At 46.3% G+C, this 23,146-nt stretch carries 11 protein-coding genes; 1 reads left to right on the top strand and 10 read right to left on the bottom strand.

Translation table 11 applies throughout. From position 1 onward, the window contains the following. Positions 1-44 precede the first annotated feature (44 nt). From GJU87_RS19380 to GJU87_RS19350, 7 genes are all read right to left on the bottom strand, one after another. Complete coding sequence (locus GJU87_RS19380; protein ID WP_153640990.1) at positions 45-2,594, bottom strand: adenosylcobalamin-dependent ribonucleoside-diphosphate reductase; 2,550 nt, start codon at positions 2,592-2,594, stop codon at positions 45-47. Positions 2,595-2,895: 301 nt separating this feature from the next. Further along, positions 2,896-4,125 (bottom strand): 3-deoxy-D-manno-octulosonic acid transferase, encoded by a 1,230-nt coding sequence (locus GJU87_RS19375; RefSeq protein WP_153640989.1) that lies wholly within the window; start codon positions 4,123-4,125, stop codon positions 2,896-2,898. A 61-nt stretch (positions 4,126-4,186) separates the two neighbouring features. Continuing rightward, entirely contained in the window at positions 4,187-4,660 is a 474-nt protein-coding gene (gene rnhA, locus GJU87_RS19370; protein WP_194831590.1) for a ribonuclease HI, read from the bottom strand. Between the two features lie 80 nt (positions 4,661-4,740). Next, positions 4,741-6,897, bottom strand: coding sequence for a S46 family peptidase (locus GJU87_RS19365; protein ID WP_153640987.1), 2,157 nt, complete (start codon positions 6,895-6,897; stop codon positions 4,741-4,743). Between the two features lie 81 nt (positions 6,898-6,978). Then, a complete protein-coding gene (locus GJU87_RS19360) occupies positions 6,979-10,326 on the bottom strand; it encodes a CPBP family intramembrane glutamic endopeptidase (RefSeq protein WP_153640986.1) in 3,348 nt (1,115 codons plus the stop codon). A 194-nt stretch (positions 10,327-10,520) separates the two neighbouring features. Beyond that, positions 10,521-11,120 (bottom strand): ribonuclease HII, encoded by a 600-nt coding sequence (locus tag GJU87_RS19355; RefSeq protein ID WP_153640985.1) that lies wholly within the window; start codon positions 11,118-11,120, stop codon positions 10,521-10,523. Positions 11,121-11,145: 25 nt separating this feature from the next. Beyond that, the gene (locus GJU87_RS19350) at positions 11,146-12,279 is read right to left on the bottom strand and encodes a glycosyltransferase family 1 protein (protein ID WP_153640984.1); all 1,134 of its coding nucleotides are present in this window, start codon (positions 12,277-12,279) and stop codon (positions 11,146-11,148) included. Between the two features lie 99 nt (positions 12,280-12,378). Between GJU87_RS19350 and GJU87_RS19345 the strand changes: the two genes are divergently transcribed. Continuing rightward, positions 12,379-13,821, top strand: a complete 1,443-nt coding sequence (locus GJU87_RS19345; protein ID WP_153640983.1) for an oligosaccharide flippase family protein — start codon at positions 12,379-12,381, stop codon at positions 13,819-13,821. Positions 13,822-13,842: 21 nt separating this feature from the next. Here the strand turns inward: GJU87_RS19345 and sprA are convergent, their stop codons facing one another. From sprA to pdxA, 3 genes are read right to left on the bottom strand one after another with little or no spacing between them, the layout of a single operon-like run. Next, complete coding sequence (gene sprA / locus GJU87_RS19340; RefSeq protein ID WP_153640982.1) at positions 13,843-21,369, bottom strand: cell surface protein SprA; 7,527 nt, start codon at positions 21,367-21,369, stop codon at positions 13,843-13,845. Positions 21,370-21,415: 46 nt separating this feature from the next. Further along, positions 21,416-21,997, bottom strand: coding sequence for a Holliday junction branch migration protein RuvA (gene ruvA / locus GJU87_RS19335; protein ID WP_153640981.1), 582 nt, complete (start codon positions 21,995-21,997; stop codon positions 21,416-21,418). Between the two features lie 43 nt (positions 21,998-22,040). Further along, complete coding sequence (pdxA, locus tag GJU87_RS19330) at positions 22,041-23,102, bottom strand: 4-hydroxythreonine-4-phosphate dehydrogenase PdxA (protein WP_153640980.1); 1,062 nt, start codon at positions 23,100-23,102, stop codon at positions 22,041-22,043. Positions 23,103-23,146: the final 44 nt, after the last annotated feature.

Genomic DNA, 23,146 nt, shown 5'->3' with positions numbered 1-23,146 from the left:
TTCTCCAAAAGGGAACCTCTTTTTACTTTTATGAACATTTGCGTTTAACCGCATTTCGAAGAGCCACAATCTTTACAAATCAGACAACCTTCCTGGTAAACTACATTTTCCGAGCCACAGCCTCCACAGGTAGCGCCATCAACTGAAGTTCCGTTCGGGATGTACTTTTTCAATGCCCGTGCAACTCCGTTTTTCCAAGTGTTAATGGTATCGATGTCAAACTGCAGACTGGTCACCAGGTCAACCACTTTTTGGATGGCCATACCGTGACGCAGCACGCTGGAAATCAATTTAGCGTAGTTCCAGAATATCGGATTGAATTTGTACGAAAGTCCTTCAATGGTTGTTTTATAGCCACGCTTGTTGATGTATTGGAAATCGTACCGGGCTACACCGTTTTCGTCACGGCTTTTAATGATTCGTCCACGGGTTACCGAGCGGGGAAGCAAAATTCCGTCTTCGTCATCGGCCAAACCGGTAAAGATTTCGTAAGGCTTATCGTCAATCAAACCAATGAAGGCGATCCACTTGTCCTTGCTATTCTGGAAACGAACAACATCTGCTTCCAAAATTTCGGGACGCTTAGTCGGGAAATTTCCTTTCTTTTCGGTCTTATCTTTCGTCGAAATCAATACGCCTGAACGGGAACCATCACGGTAAACAGTCACACCTTTACATCCGCTTTCCCATGCAGTGAAATAAAGTTCACCAACCAGCTCCTCATCAACATCTGAGGGGAGGTTAATCGTCACCGAGATAGAATGGTCGACCCATTTTTGAATTTGCCCTTGCATTTTCACTTTGGCCACCCAGTCTACATCATTCGAAGTAGCTTTGTAATAAGGTGATGCAGCCACCATCTTATCCAGCTCCTCGTCGGTATATTTCTTATTCACATCGTATCCTTTCATCGTCATCCAGTCTTTGAATTTATGATGGAATACAATGTACTCTTCCCAGCTATCACCTACTTCATCCACAAAATCAACACGAACATCCCTATCGTTCGGGTTCACTTTCCGGCGGCGTTTATAAACCGGCATAAATACCGGCTCAATTCCCGAAGTAGTTTGAGTCATCAAACTAGTTGTTCCGGTAGGAGCAATGGTCAGCAACGCAATGTTACGGCGACCATGTTTCTTCATGTCTTCATAAAGTTCCGGATCGGCTTCGGCCAAACGTTTGATGTACGGATTATCTTTCTCGCGATTCGAATCATAAATCGGGAAAGCCCCCCGGTCTTTCGCCAGCAATACAGAACCACGGTAGGCTTCCATAGCGATTGACTTATGTACCTCTACCGAGAAATCGATAGCATTGTCGGTTCCATAAATCAATCCCAAAGCAGCCAGCATATCGCCTTCAGCGGTAATACCGATTCCGGTACGACGACCGTTTATCGCCATTTCGCGGATTTTGTTCCAGAGATTCGACTCCACCCGCTTAATTTCTTCATCCTCCTTATCGGAACCTACCTTACCGGTAATTGCTTCAATTTTCTCCAGCTCCAAATCGATGATATCGTCCATGATGCGTTGAGCATACCGAACATGCTTGCGGAAGAGTTCGAAATCGAATTTTGCCTTTTTCGTGAATGGTTTCTCAACGTATGAGAACAAATTAATAGCCAGCAACCGACAGCTGTCATAAGGACAAAGTGGGATTTCACCACATGGATTGGTCGAGACAGTCTTATAACCCAAATCAGCGTACGAATCCGGAACCGACTCACGAATCACTGTATCCCAGAAAAGGATTCCCGGTTCCGCCGATTTCCAGGCATTATGAACAATCTTCTTCCACAGGTCGCCGGCGTTAATATCGCGGGTAAACGATGGATTTTTGCTCTCTACGGGATACTGTTGTGTATAAGGTTTGTTCTCACGAACCGACTGCATGAACTCGTCGTCGATCTTCACCGAGACATTCGCTCCGGTCACTTTTCCTTCCGTCATCTTCGCATCGATGAATTTTTCGGAATCGGGGTGTTTAATCGACACCGAAAGCATCAGCGCACCACGGCGACCATCCTGGGCCACTTCACGGGTTGAGTTGGAAAAGCGCTCCATAAACGGAACAATACCGGTAGAGGTCAGTGCAGAGTTTTTTACCGGTGAACCGGCTGGCCGGATGTGAGACAAGTCGTGACCGACACCACCACGGCGTTTCATGAGCTGAACCTGTTCCTGATCAACCATCATGATACCTCCATATGAGTCGGCATTATTTCCTACCACGAAGCAATTCGACAGTGATGCTACCTGGTATTCGTTTCCGATACCAGTCATCGGACCACCTTGCGGAACGATGTACTTAAAATCTTTTAGCAGGCTATAAATTTCTTCTTCTGAGAGGGGATTAGGGTAACGATTTTCAATACGCGCAATTTCTTTAGCAAGACGACGATGCATATCGTCTGGGGTTAATTCAAAAATGTTTCCGTAGGAATCTTTTAAGGCATACTTATTCACCCACACTCGGGCAGCCAAATCATCTCCCTTAAAATACTTGAGCGACGCCTGATAAGCTTCCTCTCCCGAGTATACTTTTTTGTGCGTAGCCGACCGTCCTGAAGATACTTCTTTCAAATCCATGGTGAACTAAATTTGGGTTTTGTAATTCGGTTGTCTGTCGGATTTTTTCGTGCCCGTAATTGAGGCGATGAATCCGATATGCAATTTACTTTTCATGTTGCAAGAATGGAACACTTTATTTTCCATTTCCTGTAAAAGTTATCAACTTCAACATGTTTATTCGCTTACTACAAGAATGTTACATTTTTGATAACTGTCAAAAGTTGACCAAAATGAAAAATAATTCAAAAAAATAAGGCAATATATTCTCTTATCCGAAATGGCTCTGCATGCCGGATAAACAATGAAATAACCGCGAAAATTAATTGAAAATGTAGTCTACTACTACATCTGAGGCGCCCCGACTTTGTGAAACATAATTACCGGCTAAGTCAGCAGTAAGTTGCAATTTCTTCTCGTTTCCAAGGAACTCATCCATGACAGATTTGAGTTCTTCGTAATCGTGAATACAGAAAGCCGCTTTTTTTTCAAGCAAATCGAGCGCTTCCTGAAATTTCTCATGATTGGGACCAAAAATAACCGGCATACCGAAAGTTGCTGCTTCCAAAATATTGTGAATACCGCTTCCGAAACCACCGCCAATGTACGCCAGGTTTCCATAGCGATAAACCGATGTCAGGTAACCATAGCCATCAACAATTAGCACATCCGCTTGCTTCAGATCGCCATTTCCGGCTTTCGAAAAACGGACATATTTCCTCTCCAGCGCGCTCGTAATTCGTTGAATAGACTTATCGGAAACTTCGTGAGGCGCGATGACATATTTTACGTCATGCTCCGTCGAATTGATGTACTCCAGCAACAACGCTTCATCAGCCTTCCACGTACTACCGGCAATCACGAGTTTTTTCCCGTTAGCAAACTCATCGAGCACAGAGAGACGCGGAGCTGCGTCAGCAATTTGCCCCACCCGATCGAACCGGGTATCACCCGAAAGGGAAACATTGGTAAAACCAAATTTATTGAGCAAATCAAGCGACTCCCGGTTCTGCACAAAAATATGGGTATAAGCCTGCAGTGCTTTCCGGTACCAACTTCCCCAGGGTTTGAAGAAAATCTGTCCGGGGCGGAAAATCGCTGAAAAAATATACGTAGGAATTCCTCGCTTTTTTAACGCAGTTAAGTAGTGAAACCAAAATTCGTATTTGACGAAAAACGCCTTTTCCGGCTTTACGATATCCAGAAATCGTTTGACATTATAGGGCGTATCAAGAGGGAGATAATATACGTAATCGGCGAACTCGTAATCTTTTCGCACCTCGTAACCGGAAGGAGAAAAAAAAGTGAGCAGTATCTTCACATCCGGCACTTTCTTCCGGATAGCTTCGATCACCGGCCGGCCCTGTTCAAATTCTCCGAGCGATGCTACGTGAAACCAATATATGGGTTGATCGGAAGGTAACTCTTCTTTCAACCGACTGAAAATATTACGACGCCCCTTTATCCATTTGCGGGCCTTCTCACTACGTAAGGATGCCAACCGAATGAGCAAGTGGTATCCCCGAACTCCTATGTCGTATAATAATCTCATAACTTTTCAGCGGCCAAAGGTAAATTACTTTTGAGAATTGGAGGCAAGGTTTCAGCAAAAATTATGTTTCAGGCTGATAACCTGCATCTTCCTTCAAATTTGATTTCAATGCCGCCTCAACAGCCAGTTCGTCACAACGCTCGTTTCCCGGGTTATCAGCGTGGCCTTTTACCCAAATAAACCGCACCTTATGTTTTGCATAAATTCGTAAAAAGCGAGCCCACAAATCGGGATTCTTCTTCCCTTTAAAGCGCTTCTTCGCCCAACCGAAGACCCATCCTTTTTCAACCGCATCGGCTACGTACTTTGAGTCGGTATAAATGGTGACATAGCTTCCTTCTACTTTCAACGATTCCAGCGCGACAATCACCGCCAGTAACTCCATGCGGTTGTTTGTCGTTAGCCGGAAGCCTTCGGACAGCTCCTTCCGGTGACGCCCGGACTGCAGAATTACGCCATAACCACCGGGCCCAGGATTTCCCCGGGAAGCGCCGTCGGTATAAACGATAATATGGGGCTTCTTTACATCAGTCATAAATGCAAATGTATGCATAAAGAAAAGACCGGCATACAACCGGTCCGTCCTTGTACTTATATTTTAAAGCATTCGTCCGATTAACGAACAATGGTCATCTCATCAATCAGATTGGTTGCACCTGCATATTTGTCGATTACCCAAAGCACAAAGCGAATATCAACACAGATACACCGCTGAATACTGGGTTCGAAAGCAATATCACCGCTCATGGCTTCCCAGTTTCCATCGAAAGCAGCGCCAACAAGCTCGCCTTTCGCATTAATCACCGGGCTACCCGAGTTACCACCGGTAATATCGTTATTGGTGATGAAGCAGGTGTGCAGCGTTCCGTCTTTATCGGCATACTGTCCGTAATCTTTGGCGTAGTACAGATCTTTCAGACGCTGTGGTGTGTCAAACTCATCGTCACCTGGAATATCTTTCTGGATATAACCAACCAACGTTGTGTAATATTTATACCAAACCGCGTCGCGGGGACTGTATCCACCAACTGTACCGTAGGTCAGTCGCATTGTTGAGTTGGCATCCGGATACAGATTCTGGCCTTTATCCATTTTCATCAGACCGGCAACAAACAACCTGCGTCCTTTTTCCAATTCAGGAACCGTTTTCATGTTATCGCTATTGATAACACGCATCGCATCAATAATTTGCTCGGTTGCCTGGAAAGCCGGATCTTTTTTCAACACCTTCAGGGACGGATCATTCAAAAATGCAATCAACGACGCCTTATTGGCGAAGATGGTTTTCTTGAACATTTTCTCAGCAAACTTGCTGTAATCGCCTTTGTATTTATCCTTGATGGTATTCAGGTAAGCCGGATAATATTTCGGATCGACATTATCTGCATAAATTTTGGAGAGGGCCGCAACCAGCTTCTCATCAGTTGGCGCATTGTAATCCTTGAAGAAATCATCCAATGAACCTTGTATGCGGGCCGACATTGCCTTTATAGCCTCTTTGTTTTCCGGCTGATTCTTCATCACCTCGTAGAGGCCATTAGCCCGCATCGCCAGGGTGAAAATTTCAGGACCTCGTAAAAATGCTTCCCTCATATACGCACCGGCTGCTTCATCGTCGGTGTTTGTGTAAGCATCTTTAATCATACTTAACGCCTTCCCGTATTTGGCTTCCCGTGACGAATCTTCGTCAATCCAGGCAGTAAAACGTTTCTCCAGCGCTTTCTTGTCAGCAATCACATCCAACGCCTTCAGTCCTTTATTCTGACCGATGGAATACTTATAATAATTGGCACTACGGGCATATTTCGAAGCATACTGAATCCGCGCTTTTGTTCCCGTATCCATGTATTTTTTGATGATCGCCAGTTTTTTCGCCCGCACTTTCGTACGCACCTCATTGGTCACATTCATGGTATACTGGACACCGTACGACGTTTTGTAGCGTTCCGTTCTTCCGGGGTATCCCATTACCATGGTAAAATCGCCCTTGTGGACACCTTTCAAAGAAATAGGCAGGAAGTGTTTGGGGTGATAAGGTACGTTGTCCGGTGAGTAATCTGCCGGTTTTCCATCCGGACTGCAATACACACGGAACATACTGAAATCGCCGGTATGACGAGGCCACTCCCAGTTATCAGTATCGCCACCAAATTTTCCGATTGACTGCGGCGGAGCACCAACCAAACGAACATCGCGGAAGGTTTCGTATACAAACAAGTAATATTTATTCGACTCGAAGAAACTACGAACGCGTGCCTGATAATCGGTACCTTCAGAAGCTGCTCTCTCAATCTTTGAGGCCACTTCTTCGACCTTTGCTTCGCGCGCATTCTCGTCCATATCGGGGGTGAGCGCACTATCAATCTTGGCAGTTACGTCTTTAATGCTTATCAGGAATGAAACCGTTTTTCCCGGATTAGGAAGTTCCTGGTCTCTCGATTTTGCCCAAAATCCATCTTTCAGATAATCGTGCTCCACGGTACTGTGAGCCTGAATCTCTCCGAAGCCACAATGATGGTTTGTCAACAGCAGTCCATCAGGAGAAATCAACTCTCCGGTACAAGAACCATGGTCTAAAGCCACAACAGCGTCTTTCAGACTGGAATGGTTAATACTGTATATTTGATCTGCCGTTAATTCACACCCCATAGCGTGCATCTTGCCGATGTTCAGCTTCTGAACAAGAGCAGGCAGCCACATTCCCTCATCGGCTTTTACACTACTTGAAAACGCAGCGATCAAAGCAATAAGGACGATAATACCTTTCTTCATCTCTAAGTTTTTGATTTTTTCTGTCCCGCAAATTTAATTTTATTTGGAGCTTTTCCATGCTGTTTTTCAAACAGTATCCCCTCAAGCTGTAATTTTCCTTACCTCGCGGCCCCAAAATACAGCAATACTCAATCCGACGGCCAACGTGATTATCTCACCGGTCATTGCGCCCGGATAGGCAGCAATAATTGCCTGTCGCACCGCTTCGGGCACCAAAATCCCCGCCATGACGACCGGAATGATTGAGGGAGAATACCGGAATGCAAAATACCAGACGCTCCAAATCATGAGTCCAACTACAATACCTGCAGGAACCATATAGGCAAACTGCTGCAGCGAACTTCCTGTAATTGATAGTCCCATCAAAAGTGAAATCATTACACCGGCAGCATTTCTTTTTTTGCCCATATGGGTTATTCGATTCAATCCCAGGGTGATTAACCAGGCAAAAACCGGCAGCAGAATGAAATTATCGACATTGTGGAAAACGACTCCCAACCAGGGAATATAGTCATTGGCCGCACCAAACCAAGGGATATAAGGTGTGAGTTCCGGCCTGAAAAAACGCACAAGAGCAATAATACCAGCCAACAGCAAGCCTAATCCAAACTGCTTTCTCGAAGAAACGTCGATACGTTCCTGTGCCACAATTGTGTATGGCAACATACCCGCGACAACCCCCATTCCCAATGCCAGGAAAAGAGGTCCAAGCAACTGAAAAATCAGCGCAACGGTAATGTAATTTCCAAAATCCTGCCCGGTTGGATAAGCATAAAGGCTTTGGCTCCATCCGTTTGCCACCGAAAGCAGCTTCACAACCGTGAGGAAAACCGTCATGATGCCGAAAAGTCTGACTGAAAAATAGCCTTTTGTCCACCGGACGATTCCGATAACAATTCCGGCAATGACCACAGCCACCAAAATCAACCAGCTAATGGTACGCCAAACAGACAGCTTGCTTTCGCGATCACGATATTCACGCTGCCAATCCTCAGGAACATGGATGGACCGGCCAAAATAAGCCAGTTTATTTCCGGCAAGCTGAACCTGGTACCGTGCCTCACCTGTTCGCAAAGGATAATTGGCGGTATCAGCGTACGTAAATTTCCAATCGGTTCGTTTATCCAGTTTTTCCGGTATAACCGAAATTTCTTTCAACCGGAAAATCCCCGTTTGGAACTCGACGTGTAAAAGCGAATCGACTAATTCGGAAGCTTCCGCCCTGGAAAGATTCGCTCCCGGCTGTTTCTCCGGGAATACATGGCGATAGGATAACAACTCTCCGTTCCCCGAAACTCCCATGCGAAATTCCTCCGTCCGTTCCTCTACTGAACCTTCCGTTTTCATGTACCTGACCATGAAGTGCGAAGGTTCCAGGAAAGTTCCCAGAAATTGCCTGTAAACTTCCGGCCCGCCTTCCTGCCAAATAAAACGATGGTCGGTTCCTCCTTCCTTTACCGTAGTCGCCACAGTCCACCTGGCAGAATCGAGCGAAATGCGTTGCGCCATCTCCTTTTTCGCGATACCAAGCGCCGCTTTTCTCTTGATAGTCATCGAATCATCATCGTGATCGAACCTCGAGAAAAACGCCCACAAAAGAATGCCAAAAACCGCTACCGGGAGAATCCATTTAAATACTGGTCTCTTCTTGAGATCGGTTTCCACAGCAAAAGGGGCCATCGTTCTTCGTGATGCTTCTTCCTCTTCCGGCTTGGGAGGTCGCCATGCCCAATTTCGGTAGGTATCCGGCAATTCGGTCCACTTTTTATTTCGTAACCTGAAAAAAAGGACAATGAATAATGGCGTAAGAAACAGAAGGACTATAATAATCCGGTCTATCCAGATTCCGGGAGAACTGGCTACCCACAAAGGCAATGAGATCCAGAAGACGTCCACCGCATAGTGAGTAATAATCACCGGAAGCAAGCCAAACTGCAGATATATAATTCCGAAAATCACGAACGGAACGAGCATTTCAACCACCCTGGCATACGAAGGTTGATTGGGATAGTTCGCATGACCTAACCCAAATACGACTGTCTGTAAAATCAGTACCAGAATAACCCAAAACCGGTGACTTTTCCAGTTTCGTGTTAACAAAATAACACCTGCCAGTGGAATGGCGCGAAACATCGCCTCTTCCCAGAAACCCGCCTGCAAGGAAACCGAAAACGGACTGAGCCATGGAAACGGAGTCGCTAAAATATCCGGATCGGAGAGCGTTCCCGCCGGACTCCACCAGCCAAAATGCCGGGTAGTAAACATGTAAAAAGCGATATCGAAGGCCAGTACAATGACCATGAAAAGATAAGCGCCCAACGTCTGTCCGACAATCAGTTTTGAGCTACCTGCCCTGTTCGACCAAACATGCCAGAATTGGACGTGGCGCGGAAATGCCATACGTCCCATGCCTTCACCGGCAGTTATCGACAAACTGACCAGCGCCCCCATTCCAATTGCGCTCAGGAATCCGTACAAAAGCGTCCGGGCAATGTAATTAGATGCAGAAGTCGAGGTCTCGTAATAAAGCCATGAAAGGGGAAGTTGATTGGCCTCAACCAGAAATACTGAAAAGAAACAGATAGCAAATCCCCAGATAAACGCTTTCCTCCAGAGAACATAACGTCTCTTCATGAGAAAAAATAAGCCGATGACGATTCCACCTAAACCATACAGCAATGCCATAAGCAATGTGGCAATAGAGGAAAGAGTCGTATTGGAAGAGCGCATCTCTTCATATTTCCGATCAAATGCTTCCGGAATTTTCACAAACCAGGTCAACTCAGTTAACCGGTCACCACTCACCACTAACCGCAAACGGTATTTTCCTTCTCCAATACTCTTCTTATCATTCTCATATACGAACGTGTGATCAATACGTTCGCTGGGAAGTACCTCAATAGAATGTTCCACTAAATGATAATTCGTCAAATTGGCGTGCCAGTCTTTCCGGGCCGATTCCTCTGCAATGTAACGGGCACGAGCTGAATCGAGCGCTGCCCCTTTGAAATCTTCGGGAAGCGTTTCTTTAAATCCATAGGGTTTTCCCTCCGGCGTAAACCGGAATAATACCTCGCGCGGATTGTATTCCTCGAACTGTCTGACAACCCACCGGTATGGGTGATAGTCTCCCCGCTGCATAACATCTGAAAAAGTATCGAGGCCTCCGCCTTCCAACTCTACATAGTTTTGGAACCGATAATCGTTGGTAAAACTCGCTGCCTGCCGGAAGCGCTCCGGCCCAACCCTCAATTTCTGCGACATCCGAGAGGCCATGGACAATGCAGAATCACGCGACATCGAGATATCGACATGCACGAGTGGGTTGGCTTTTTCAAAATTTCGGTAAACAAAAAAACCACTACCCAGCGAAAGAAGCACAAGAATCACCCAGGTAATCGGCTTGCGGAAGAGCGAGAATTGTTCCATACGGAAAGGAAATTAGTTTGAGGAATAGCATATTGGTTCAATATAGTGAAAATTGAAACCCGGAGCAACAGACTCATATCATGCCAAATGAACCGTCAATGGCAATAAAAGCGACCAATTCACTCAAAATTTCTTTCGTCATTTTCAGGGAGAAAACAACTACATTTAGTTAGATGACACTAACGTTTTTTTGTTCAAAATTTTAGCGTCAGCTGATCATCAGTCAACCGAAAAGACATTCGATGATAAGAAGTTACACCATGTTTTTTGATCGCTTCGCGGTGAGCCTTGGTAGGATATCCTTTGTTCCGGTCCCAGGCATAAACCGGAAATTTTTTATGAAGCTCGAGCATAAAATCATCCCGGTAGGTTTTAGCCAAAACCGAGGCAGCCGCAATCGACAGATATTTTCCATCGCCTTTTACCACACAGGTATGAGGAATATCCCGGTAGGGTTTGAAACGATTGCCATCGACCAGAATATGCTCCGGTGTAATCTTGAGCTGCTCCAATGCCCGGTGCATCGAAAAGATGGAAGCATTGAGGATATTGACCTCATCAATTTCTGTATTGTCGTAATAACCGACAGCCCATGAAAGTGCTTCTTTTTCAATAATCTTCCGGAGCAGGTAGCGATTCTTTTCAGTTAGCTGCTTCGAATCATTTAGTAAATCATTTTGAAAATCGGCAGGCAGGATAACAGCAGCCGCAAAGACAGGTCCTGCCAAACACCCACGGCCAGCTTCGTCGCAGCCGGCTTCCACTTTTCCCTCATGTAAAAACGATGCAAGCATATTTCAAAATTAATCATTTCCCTTGTTAGGAAGGATGTTCAATCGTTTTCATCATCGACTCCCATAAAAGTTCCGCCGAACGTTCCCAGGTGTAATTCTCCGAACGTCTCTTCCCACTCAATATCAATTCGCCGGCATATTCCTGGTTGGTATAAATCTTCATCATCGCTGCTGCAATTTCATCGATGGAATCCGGTTCGACGTAGCAAACCGACTCGCCTCCAACCTCCGGCAATGACGACGAGTTAGAACAAATAACCGGGACGCCTGCAGCCATCGCTTCGATGACCGGTATACCAAATCCTTCGAAGAACGGAACGAACGTTAAAGCCAATGCTGCTCCCAGCATTTGAACCAATTCTACATCGGTCACTCGTCCTGTAAAATGAACATGATTCCCACATTTCATCGAACGGTGTGCTCTCGAAATTTCTCTCGTTTTATGCATAGCTCCACCAACAATCAATAAATCAATTTCTGCATTCGATTGCTGGCAGAATTGGTCGTAAGCCCTCAGAAGTCCGGCTACATTTTTGCGGGGCTGAAGCGCCCCAACAAACAGAAAATAGGGACGACCACCGGTATATTTCTCCCTGACTTTGCGAATCGCCGGAACTGACAACGGGTGAAACATGTCGCTAACTCCGTTGGGAACGATATCAATCTTGCTTTCGGGGATATGATATTTCTGCATTAAATCGTCGCGGGAAAAACCGGAAACGGTTACCAACCTTTGGGCCTTTTTTGCATAGCGAGGAACAAAGTGATGCTGGAACCACCGGTGTGAAAAGCGCAAATCGTAGGGACGGTGCTCAAAACTCAAGTCATGTATCACCAATGTTTGCGGAACATTAGTCCTTAGCGATGCGAAACCATCAGTCGACAAAAACAGATGCGCGTTCAATCCTTTCAATGCACGAGGAACTACCCTTTCGAACCACAGATACCAAAGCAACGGATGGCGGGCCGATGGGCCGAAAACGATTGGAGTGACATTAGAACTATAAATGAATTCGCGTGAATAAGGCCTGTCGAAAAGGAAAAAAAAACGATGCTCCGGATGGTTGGTCGTTATTCTACGCAACGTTTCGTGCGTAAACCGCCCAATTCCTTCCAGTTTGCCGGGAAGCAACAACCTTGTATTCACAACTATATTCATATTCCGTTAAATAGAATCGCTAAAAAGCAAAGGTATTTATCCTTAGCTAACCTCGCACGGAAAATTTCTTAATTTTGAAATAAAGCAAAACTATTCACCTTGCAAAAGAAATTCGTTACCAACCTACTACTGATCATTGTCCTAAATTTGCTGATAAAACCGTTCTGGATATTTGGCATCGACCGGACGGTGCAGAACATGGTAGGAGCCGAGTCGTACGGATTCTATTTCTCGTTGCTCAATTTCACATTGCTACTTAACATGATTCCCGACCTGGGAATTACAAATTATAATAACCGGAACATTGCCCGCCATACACAGCTTCTGAACAAACACCTGGCTAACGTTTCGGGTCTGAAGATTATCCTGGCAACCGTTTATGCTATTGTTTCGATGGTCACAGCGCTGATTATAGGTTACTCGGCCGCACAAATATCATTGTTGGTGTTCCTGATTCTTAACCAGATTTTCATCTCCTTCAGTCTCTATTTTCGCTCGAATTTAACGGCTCTCCACCTCTTTCGTACCGACAGCCTTTTGTCGATACTCGACCGCTCGTTGATGATTCTTTTTTGCAGCATCATCTTGTTTACCGACGCAACCCATCATACCATGCACATTGAGTGGTTCGTTTACATCCAGACGTTTTCGTATCTGCTGGCTGCCATCATCATTTTCGCAGTCGTGAAACACTACTCAGGCCATATCAAACTTAGTTTCAATCGCTCGTTTTTCATTATTTTTCTGCGGAAGTCCTATCCTTACGCGCTGCTCATTTTGCTCATGTCGCTATATACAAGAATGGATTCGGTGCTCATCGAACGCCTTCTTCCGGCAACAGAAGGAAAAACCGAAGCCGGAATTTATGCCCAGGCTTACCGCTTGCTCGATGCTGTTTCGAATTTCGGCGTACTTTTCGCCGGCATACTACTGCCTATCTTCTCCCGGATGCTGAAAAAGCGTGAAGACATTCGTCCGATACTGCGGTTTTCCTTTTTACTGATTATTGCTCCTGCTTTACTATTGGCGTTCTCTTCCTGGTTCTTCCGCAAGGAAATTATGGAAGTGCTCTATCACCACCACACCTCGCAATCACCACTCATCCTGGGAATACTGATGTTCACGTTTATTTCGATTGCCACTACCTACATCTTCGGAACGCTACTGACGGCTAAAGGAACACTAAAACAATTGAATATTTTAGCGGCGGGAGGCGTTGTTCTGAATCTTGTCCTCAACCTGGTGTTAATACCTAAGTTGATGGCTTTAGGCGCGGCATGGGCAGCTTTGACTACGCAATCGGTGATGGCGCTGGCACAGGTTGTTTTAGTCTATTACCTTTTCCGGTTTACACCTGATCTTAAATTAATAATTCGCATACTCCTCTATACACTGGCTGTAATCGTATTGGGAATTCTCTGTACCGGATGGCAAAATTGGTTGCAAGGATATCTGACCATGCTGGTGGGCGGAATACTACTCGCCTTTGCAACCGGGCTCATCAGCTTGAAGACATTGCGAGCCATTTTAACTGAGCAATAAGTCTTCTGCTGAACCGGAAATTTAGTGCGATAAAGTAAAACGGAAACTTACACCAATGTTGGAATTGGCCGTAGGATAGGATAGTGAAATAAACGGATTATTTACAATACGGTCGTAATACAACCGGACGATAAAGGCTTCACTCAGATTGTAATCAGCCGATAATTTGATGGTCATTGCCTGCTGGCCGGCCGTAAGCTGATTATCCGACTCCACCAGTTTTCTCAGAACGGTTTTGTTCTTCCGCAAGCCAAAGTCAGCCCTGACTTGCAAGTCGTTGTTCAAGGTCTTCTGCGAGTTCTTCGTCTTAATGAACAACTTCAAATCCTCGAAACGGTAGCCCAAACCAACACTCATTTCGTTGTTGTATACTTCCGTCAACTGATTATTTGTCAAGCTGAGTGTCAGATTCCGTGATTTCCGGTATTCGAAACGAGTCGTCAGGTTATTCAACCAGGTCACATCCACGTTAAACAGCGGACTAAACGACTCATTGATACTAATGGCGTTAATATCATTCTTTGGCAGGAAGTTATCCTGATAATCGCGCACGTAGCTGAAGCCATCACCAAGCTCATCATAATTCAGGTTACTGATAAACGAACCCACATTATAGGAAGAACGGTAGGCGTGCGAAATACTCAACGTCTTCATGATATTCTTCAAACCCGGAACAGCATTAACTGCACCATTGTACTGAAGACGCCAGTTGGGCATCATGAACTTCACCGACGGGAACGGATCAAGAGATACTTTGTTTGGATCCATCCCGGTATACGCCGCAAAGAAGGAAGGGATCAGCACCTGTGCGGCTGTTGGACCATAACCATCAGGGAAGCCAGTCGTTGGATCGACCTTTCCCGGATCGTATCCCTGATCCAAATTGGCTACTCGTTGAGCGGCCAACCGACCAGCAATAATATGACGATAATCCCGGAATTTTTCCCATGCCGAAGATTGCTGCACACCACTGGTTCCTAACTTATCGAAAGCCGATCCGATTGTAATGACCGACATGGTGAAATTCCCGAAGTAATTTTTGTTGTAAGCACCCCAGCCATCCTGCGCATCGTACAAATAGAATTCCGATGAGTTTTCGGAATAACTCCGATTAGCCGTCAAATCAATTTTCAATCCCGGAATGGGTTCGAGTTTGGTCCGCAGATTCAGTGTATTGTTGTGAGTCATTTGGTACGGGCTGTTTTGAGCAGAATCCGTCGTCATCCACCCATTCTCAATCGCTTTCCATGCAAAGTTCGGGTCTTGTTGTCCCAAAACGAAGGGCCATCCCGGAGCCAGTGATTTAACCGTACTTCCATCCGGTGCATAGTTTTCCAAACCAAAATAGCTGGTGTTAGGCAGGTAACCCGGAAGAACCGTTCCATCGGTTTGCGTATAGGAAATGTTGATGTCACGAACCATCATCAGCAAACGCGACGTGTATTCAGCTATTTTCAAAGCGATATTGGCTGAGGGCTTCTGCGTGCCAACGACCAAAACATTCGCATTGTTATAATCTTTCGGCGCAGTAAAAGTCACCCGGTTGTCATTCACCACTTTCACATCACCGTTAATGGGTTTTCCTGTGGCATCGGTAACAGTTACCCGAACATCTTTCGTACCTAGCTTATGGAAAATCGAGCGGGCCTTCCCTGCCTTTAGGTTCAGTCCCTTGTCTGCAAACCTGACTTCTTTGCCATTTGCTCCGTTTCGGGTATCCGTTCGCATTGGAGAAGGCCGTCTCATCATGCTTCTCCTTCCCCTCCCTCCTGAATATTTTTGATTTACTTTTCTCAGGAACGGGACTTTGTTATACAGGTTCACCAGGTTCGCCTGCCCGTTAAACTGCATCGAACGTGAGTTTTGGATAATATTACCCAACTGGTATTCGCTGCTCGTAATCGGTCCGGTATCCCAGTCAAAAGTCGATTGATAACGAGCCGAACCCGATGTCCAGTTCAGTAATGGAATTTTATTAATCGGCAGTGTGTACGATGCGTTCACCGTGTGATGATAATGCGTGTTACGACCTCCGTCGAGAATACTCTGAATAATCGTGTCGCGCCGAGCCTCATACTCATCCTGATTCTTGTTCAGTCTGGCTCCCAACGGCTCTTCCACGCGTGATGTATTCTGAGCCGAAACATCCAGCTTAAGGCTGCGGGTAAGACTGTAACGCAAATCGTAATAACGATCCCAGATAAAATCCTTCTCATAGGAGGAAGGAATGATGAAATCAGGGTTGGTAATATTCCGGTACTGCAGCTCACTATACCGCCGGTTCATATCCGAACGGAAAGAGATCTGTTCCGGCGAATAATAAAAGTTGAAATCACGAATCAGGGAGAACCATGGCGAACGGAACAACTTCACATTTTTGAAAGGCTCCACAGCCTTTGGCCGTGTATTGTAGTTGTACGAAAACAACATGCGTGTATTTCGCGTCTCATTCCTCGTGGTGTTGATATCACGATGATAATACTGGTTAAATGAATAGGTCACCGCGAAATTCGAAATATCATAGACCTTGGGTTTCCCCTTTTTGTTAGGCTTGTCGATGTGCACATTCGTGAAATTGATACTTCTACGGGTCGTATAATCCTGCGATATTCGCTTGATGGAATCCCTTTCGGACTTATTCGCGGCAGCATCCAGCGCATCTTTCAATTTCACATCCGGATCGAGCGGCGAATATTCGGGTGTTTGCACCGCTTTCGAAAAACCGAGGTACATCGGAATCTGCACTCCCGACTTCTCACCAAAGAATTTTCCTAACTGAAGATTCGTAGAAATATCATATTCATGATTGTCTTCCATGCTGCGCTGCTGCATCTTCGAATCGATACTTCCAAAGCCGGCAGTACTGGTTCGTCCGGCAAACGAATAGGTTCCCAAATCAGCCAGGTTACCCGAAACGCGGCCCAAAGCTGCCCATCCACCTTTCTCGTCGAAATCCGTCAGACGAAGTTCGTTGACCCATACTTCCACCGACTTACTTCCCGGATGAGGACTGCCATCCTTATTCCGGATACCAATCATCACCGAAGTCACCTCTCCCAGGTTCGGATTACCCTTCACCTTAATGATGTTCTGGTTGTTGTTCACACCATTCTGAATCTTTTCAAAGACATCATTCAGCGAAAGCTGAGAACCGGCTTGCCGCATTTTGGCATTCCGTTCAAGCTTCAATTTTGGCAACAGATCCAGCGGGATATACATTCGGTTGGCTTCAGGCCATACAATCAACCGGTCGTTCTGCGAATCATTACTGTAGTAACCCGGAGGCGTCAGCTTCAGCGGTATTTCGTATTCGTAATAGTTGTAGCGGTAATCCGACCCGATGCGAATGAAAAGCGACAGATCATCATCGTTCAGCGCATGGTTTTTAATTGCTTCGGCATGCACCTCCATTTTCAGCGTTTTATACCGCCGCATGTCCACTGTGGTAGTCTTATATGCTGCCCGCGCATCGCCGGTTGGCAAATCGATCGTTCGCAGCACCATCGACTGTTCGTTCAGTTGTCGGATCTGCGGGTTGGCGGGGTCAATCACACGGCTGATTCCGGGAGGTAACACGTAGTTCACCGGTTCGCGGTTCGCATTCTCCTCAATGTTAACAGCCGATATCTCGAACTTGGTATTCGGAGAAGGAACACTGTTGTTTTCCGACAAATCCTTTTCATAAATTCGCCAGTCAGAGCGAACCAAATCAAGCGTGGCAAAACGCAATACAACTGGCTTCTTCCATCCGCGCAAGAACATCCGCATAAACCGGATAGAACGGAAATCGGAAATGGTTCCAATGGTCGAAGTCGGTTGCTTGACCGGAATCTTAAACTGGTACCAGGTAATCTCCGAAGTTGTACCATCTTTCAGTTTAACACGCGCTGTTTTCGCGTCGGTGATGTAATTCTTTCCAACAGCCAAATCCCGCCGGTCCAGCTTCAGGTGATACTGGAAATATGACTCATTTTCACTTAACGTATTATCGTCGTTAATATCCTCGGCATCAGGAATCGATGTCGCGGCTGTGCTATAAGGTTCCGGCGACATATCGGAGGTCGGCGAGTTGCCATCGGGATTGTTGTAATTTTTGTATCGCTGAAGAATCCCCAGCTGTTCATTATCGTAATCGGTTCCCCGGAAATAGTGGAAGTTATCATTCGCCGGGTCGGCATAAACCTTAGCGTATACACTATCGACCAACAAGCCTTTTAACTGGTCGAGATACGTTTTATAAAAACTCTCTTCATCTTTCGAGTCCAAACCATCCAAACCAATATCCTGGTAACGGCGGGCCTGTGGGTTATTATCGAATGCCTTCACCAACGACTGTTGTCTCGAAACACGTCCCCAGGCGGTCGTATCGCAGGTAGCTGCGTAATTACCGTCGGCAGGTAATCCGTTCTCAAACGATTTTCTTCCATCGCGAAGAATATCCTCTGACACATTTCCCAAGTCGAAATACAAATCTCCACCGGGATTTTGCTGCAACGTATCTTCGGCAAACGGATCCATCATCCAAAACTCGATGTACTCGATATTCGCCGCTTCAAAATCGCTGGTTTGAACCTGTCGCATAATTCCCCCCCAACGCGTCTCCGGCTGATTCAAAGAACCATCTTGAGCCACACCCGCTGAATAAGCCGAAGGATAGGTATCGAAGTTATAAGGGCCTTTTTCCGAAGGGTAATATGCCAAATCCAATGTCGGAATATTCGTAGGTTGACCAACAGGTGTCTGCCTGTCAGGATAAATTTCACTCTGATACACCTCGCGCACATAGTTGCTCGAGCGCTGCTTCGGAAACTGTATCAGATGCTTTGGTGTAGTTGCTGTATTTCGTTGCAAAAGTGGATCGATAACATACCACGCCAGCTTTGCCCGGTTGTAACCATTGGCCAGGTTGTCAACCAGCTCCCCTTCCGGGAACATATCCTGTCCCTGCGGCGTACTGGCGAAAGTCCACGCATGCTGCGTTTTCATATCGATGGTTGTTTTCGTTCCCTCGAAATCATCGATATACACCGCACCCTCGTTCGAAATCACCTTTGAGTGCCCCGGTAGTAACTGTGCAAACTCCGCATCCACAGCCACTTTCGATTCCGCTTTCGTATCCAGGAATGGGAGCGCATCCACCAAATTGGTAATCAGCTGCGATTTCGTTTTATACGAAGCATTCAAACCCAGCATGGTATTCGAAATGGGATCTTCACCGTAATTCACTTTCTGTGTCAGCGGTTTTTCGTGCAAATACATTACCGTACCGCCCAGGTTGAAGTTCTTGTTGAACTCGTAATTCATATGGGTTCCCAGCAAGGTCTTCCGCTGCATACTGAAGAGATTGTTACTCTCGGTGAAAACCGAAATAGGCGTTCCCGATTCGAGCAGCCCCTGGTTAATAATCTTCACCGTTCCCTGGGCGTAGTCCACCACATAATCGACGTTTTCCGTCAGTTCGCGTCCGCCTGCAGTAACTTTCACCGATCCCCGCGCGACGTTAATTGTGTTCAGCGAAATTTCGTTGCTGGCACTTCCCTTGTAACTACCTACCAACTGATATTTGTTTTTCTCCGCATCCTGTTCGGCTACCGTTTTTGTCTCGTCGTACAAACTCTGGAAAACATACCGGTCGATTGCCGTCTGATCACTTCCAAGTTGCTTTTTCAGGTTGGAACCGAATGGCTGAACCACCGGGAAGAACACCCGTCCGGTAGCAGCATCGATCGTCACGCCGTCGATGAAGTCAAATAGTCCATCGGGATAGGGATCTTTTTGCTTGTTCAAATTATCAAGGTTCATCACCTTGAGCAGTATTTTCTCTTTCAGTGGACCTGTCGGCAAGTAGTTCAAATTGGTACCCGTCGAATCGTTCTGGTATTCCACATCGAAACGGAAATCTTCCGGAGAAAGCTGATAAGCCCCAAGATTATAAACGTTTTTCATCATCAAATCCCAGTTCTTGAATTTGGGATTTAAGTCGGTCCCCTTAATTAATTTCAGAACCAACGTCTGCGGCGCATCAATACCATCGGTCGAGAATTCCCCCACCTGGTAAGTTTTTCCGTTGGCTGTATACTGATAAGCCACAGCCAGCACCTCATCCGCATTCAGCGCTGAATTAAGCGAAATATAACCCAGTCTTTTGTTGACGGTATATTCTGAAGGAGAGAGCCTGCGGGCATTTTCAATTTTTTCGTAGTCGCGTCCGGCCACAAAACCTCGACTGGCCAACGGAGCCATTACCTGTGTCAGCTGCGCTATATTACGGATACCGGAATAAGTAGATGTAATCGAAGTGTACATCTGGTTGGCACCATTGAACGTATAAACGTTTTCCGGGTACGAAAGTCCGGGAGTGTCACCAAACTCTGAAATGGACTGATTTTCTCGGTTACCGCCCCGCTCACCCAGGTCGGTTAACGCCAAAATATTTCGGGATTCCTTAAAGTCGTTGGATTTATTGGTAACCCACACCTCCACCTTGTTGATGGTAATGGCTGAATTGATAACCGGAAGGTTGGCCAGTGCCTGATCGTAGTGATCGTAAAAATACTGCCCGAGGAAGAAGTGCCGGTTGGCATCGTAATCCGTCACATCGAGCTTGAACTTCGTCTTCTGGGCGCCGCCTTCCGTTTCAATGGTCTTGGTTTCTCCTTTTTGTTGCGAGAAAATTGTCGAAACGGCAAGTTTACCAAACTGCAAATCCGTTCTCACCCCGAAAAGGTTCGTCCCTCCGGTAATCAATGAACCCGACAATGGCATCGAAACGTTACCGGCCTCCACATTCTTCACAATCTCATCCTCATCGCCGGTGTAGTTCAGCTTCATTTTGTTTTCGAAATCGAAAGTCGCTTCGGTATTATAATTCACCCGCATATTCAGCTTACTTCCGATTTGTCCCACCACATTCATGTTCACTTTCTCGTTGAAATCGAATGTCGTGGTTTTGCGCATCCTTTCGGGAATGGAAGGATTATCGATGCGGTTGGTTTGCACGCCAAGACTCAGCTCAACGTAACCCTGCGGGCGAATGCTCACGGTATTGGACCCGAAAATTCTATTGAAGGATTCGCCACCTACTTTAAGTTGGGGAATGAGTTGCGACTGTTGTTCGAAGGATTGCTGTGCCATCCGTTGCCGCCAGTAACGCTTGATAGATTCCTGAAAATCCCAATGGCGATACTCTTCCAGCGACATGGTACGCGGTAGCCTATAGTTGAAGTCACCAATCCGGTCGTAGAAAATATAATCGCCGGTTTCCGGATCGTACTCCACCTCCTTTTTCATATTCGAAGGATCATGAAGATACAAGGCGGATGAATCCTGTTGTCCTGCATTTCCGAAGGGGCCTTTATCCCGAAAGGGATAGGGTAATTTCCCAATGGTATCTACGGCAAGCGTATCACCCTCTTCTTTAACCGGACCGTTATCATTCCACCTGACAGCTTTTCCCATGTTGACCGACGCATCGCTGTTTCCGATAATGGACACAACGATAATCAGCAGGGGAATAGCCAGTATATATCTACGGTACCTTCTCAACACCAGCTACTACAAATTTTTTCCGCAAAAATGCAGGGAAAGGGAGCCCTCAAAGATTTTTCAGCGCAATTTTAATGGTTTCCTCAACAGAAATACCCGGATTGTCGGAAAAAATCCGGTCCAGTGCTTTTTCGATTGCCCGCTTGTTGAACCCCAGCATCACCAAAGCAGATAACGCTTCTTCCCGCGTGGTATTGTCTGCTTTGTCGAAAACCTGCACTGATTCTGATGATTTACCGATTTTATCCTTCAAATCGATGATAACCCGCTGCGCCGTCTTGGCTCCAATGCCTTTGATACTTTTGAGCACATTCACATTCTCGGTAGCGATGGCGTCTCTCAACTGTTCCGGCTGATACGACGAAAGCATCATAACAGCCGTATTGGCTCCGATGCCGTTTACCGATATCAGTAACCTGAAGATTTCCCGCTCATCCCGATCGGCAAAACCATACAGGAGATGAGCATCTTCGCGAACAATTTGCTGAAGAAAAACCGTCACATTTTCCCGTCCGTTCAAACGGGTATAGGTGGTTAGTGAAATGTTGATAAAGTACCCGATACCTCCGGCCTCAACAATGACCGAAGCAGGCGTTAGTTCAGTGATATTTCCCTTGATGTATTCGTACATCCTTTGCGTTCATTCAAGTTTATTCATGGAATCGGGGAGAACTCTATTCTCCCCCGGTTCGATCGATCTCCTGGCTCTGCAACGGATCTTTCGAAAATTCTTTGTACTGCTCCCGGTTCAGGAACAGGTCGATGGCCAGGTACATGGCATTCCGGAATGAATCTTCCGACGCATTACCTTCGCCAGCCAGACTGTAAGCCGTTCCGTGTCCCGGCGATGTTCTGACAATAGGCAAACCTGCAGTGAAGTTCACACCCGACTCGAACGACGCCAGCTTAAAAGGCGTCAGTCCCTGGTCGTGATACATCGCCAGAATAGCATCGAATTTCTTGTAATCGGCCGAACCAAAAAATCCGTCGGCCGGATACGGTCCCATGGCGATAATCCCTTCTTCATTGGCAGTTTTGATTGCCGGAATAATCTCGCGCTCTTCTTCGTCACCAATCAATCCATGATCACCAGCGTGCGGATTCAACGCCAGAACTGCAATACGGGGCTTGTGCAACGTAAAGTCTTCCATCAATGTCCGGTTCAATACCCGGAGCTTACTCAGGATCATGTCTGTGGTAATCGTCGAGGCCACTTTCGACAGCGGGATGTGCTCGGTAACAATACCAACCTTCAGGTCGTTGCTCACCATCAGCATCAGGTGATCTTCCGCCTTAAACTCTTCGGCCAGATACTGCGTGTGTCCCGGAAAGTGAAATACGTTGGACTGAATATTCTCCTTGTTGATAGGAGCCGTAATCAGCACGTCAATCTTTCCCTCTTTGATATCCTTGACAGCCGCTTCAAGCGCCATGTAGCTGGCTTCGCCGGCCATCTTGGTCGACTTACCCAGTTCGACCCGGATATTTTCATCGATGCAGTTAATGATATTGGGCCGCTTGGGCACTGCTTCCTCCGCCGCGTTAATGTGGTTAAAACTGAAGTTGTTAATATTTAACGCCTTTCGGTGATAAGCGGCTACTTTGGGCGAACCGTAGACAATGGGAGTACAGTTTTCCATTATCCGGTTGTCCAGCAGAGCCTTCATGATAACCTCATAACCAATTCCGTTGATGTCGCCGTGCGTAATTCCGACCTTGACAATATGTTGCTTCATAGTCCTGTCTAAATGTTAGATTTTCAACAATTCCCCCAAGGAGA

The sequence above is a fragment of the Prolixibacter sp. NT017 genome (genome assembly GCF_009617875.1).
Classification (GTDB): Bacteria; Bacteroidota; Bacteroidia; order Bacteroidales; family Prolixibacteraceae; genus Prolixibacter.
The sequence above is the reverse complement of the archived record's forward strand: the minus strand, read 5'-3'. Positions and strand labels throughout refer to the sequence as shown.

Excerpts from the sequence above, each read along its gene's own strand:
- GJU87_RS19380 (WP_153640990.1), bottom strand. The coding sequence starts at position 2,594 with ATGGATTTGAAAGAAGTATCTTCAGGACGGTCGGCTACGCACAAAAAA.
- GJU87_RS19375 (WP_153640989.1), bottom strand. The coding sequence starts at position 4,125 with ATGAGATTATTATACGACATAGGAGTTCGGGGATACCACTTGCTCATT.
- rnhA (WP_194831590.1), bottom strand. The coding sequence starts at position 4,660 with ATGACTGATGTAAAGAAGCCCCATATTATCGTTTATACCGACGGCGCT.
- GJU87_RS19365 (WP_153640987.1), bottom strand. The coding sequence starts at position 6,897 with ATGAAGAAAGGTATTATCGTCCTTATTGCTTTGATCGCTGCGTTTTCA.
- GJU87_RS19360 (WP_153640986.1), bottom strand. The coding sequence starts at position 10,326 with ATGGAACAATTCTCGCTCTTCCGCAAGCCGATTACCTGGGTGATTCTT.
- GJU87_RS19355 (WP_153640985.1), bottom strand. The coding sequence starts at position 11,120 with ATGCTTGCATCGTTTTTACATGAGGGAAAAGTGGAAGCCGGCTGCGAC.
- GJU87_RS19350 (WP_153640984.1), bottom strand. The coding sequence starts at position 12,279 with ATGAATATAGTTGTGAATACAAGGTTGTTGCTTCCCGGCAAACTGGAA.
- ruvA (WP_153640981.1), bottom strand. The coding sequence starts at position 21,997 with ATGTACGAATACATCAAGGGAAATATCACTGAACTAACGCCTGCTTCG.
- pdxA (WP_153640980.1), bottom strand. The coding sequence starts at position 23,102 with ATGAAGCAACATATTGTCAAGGTCGGAATTACGCACGGCGACATCAAC.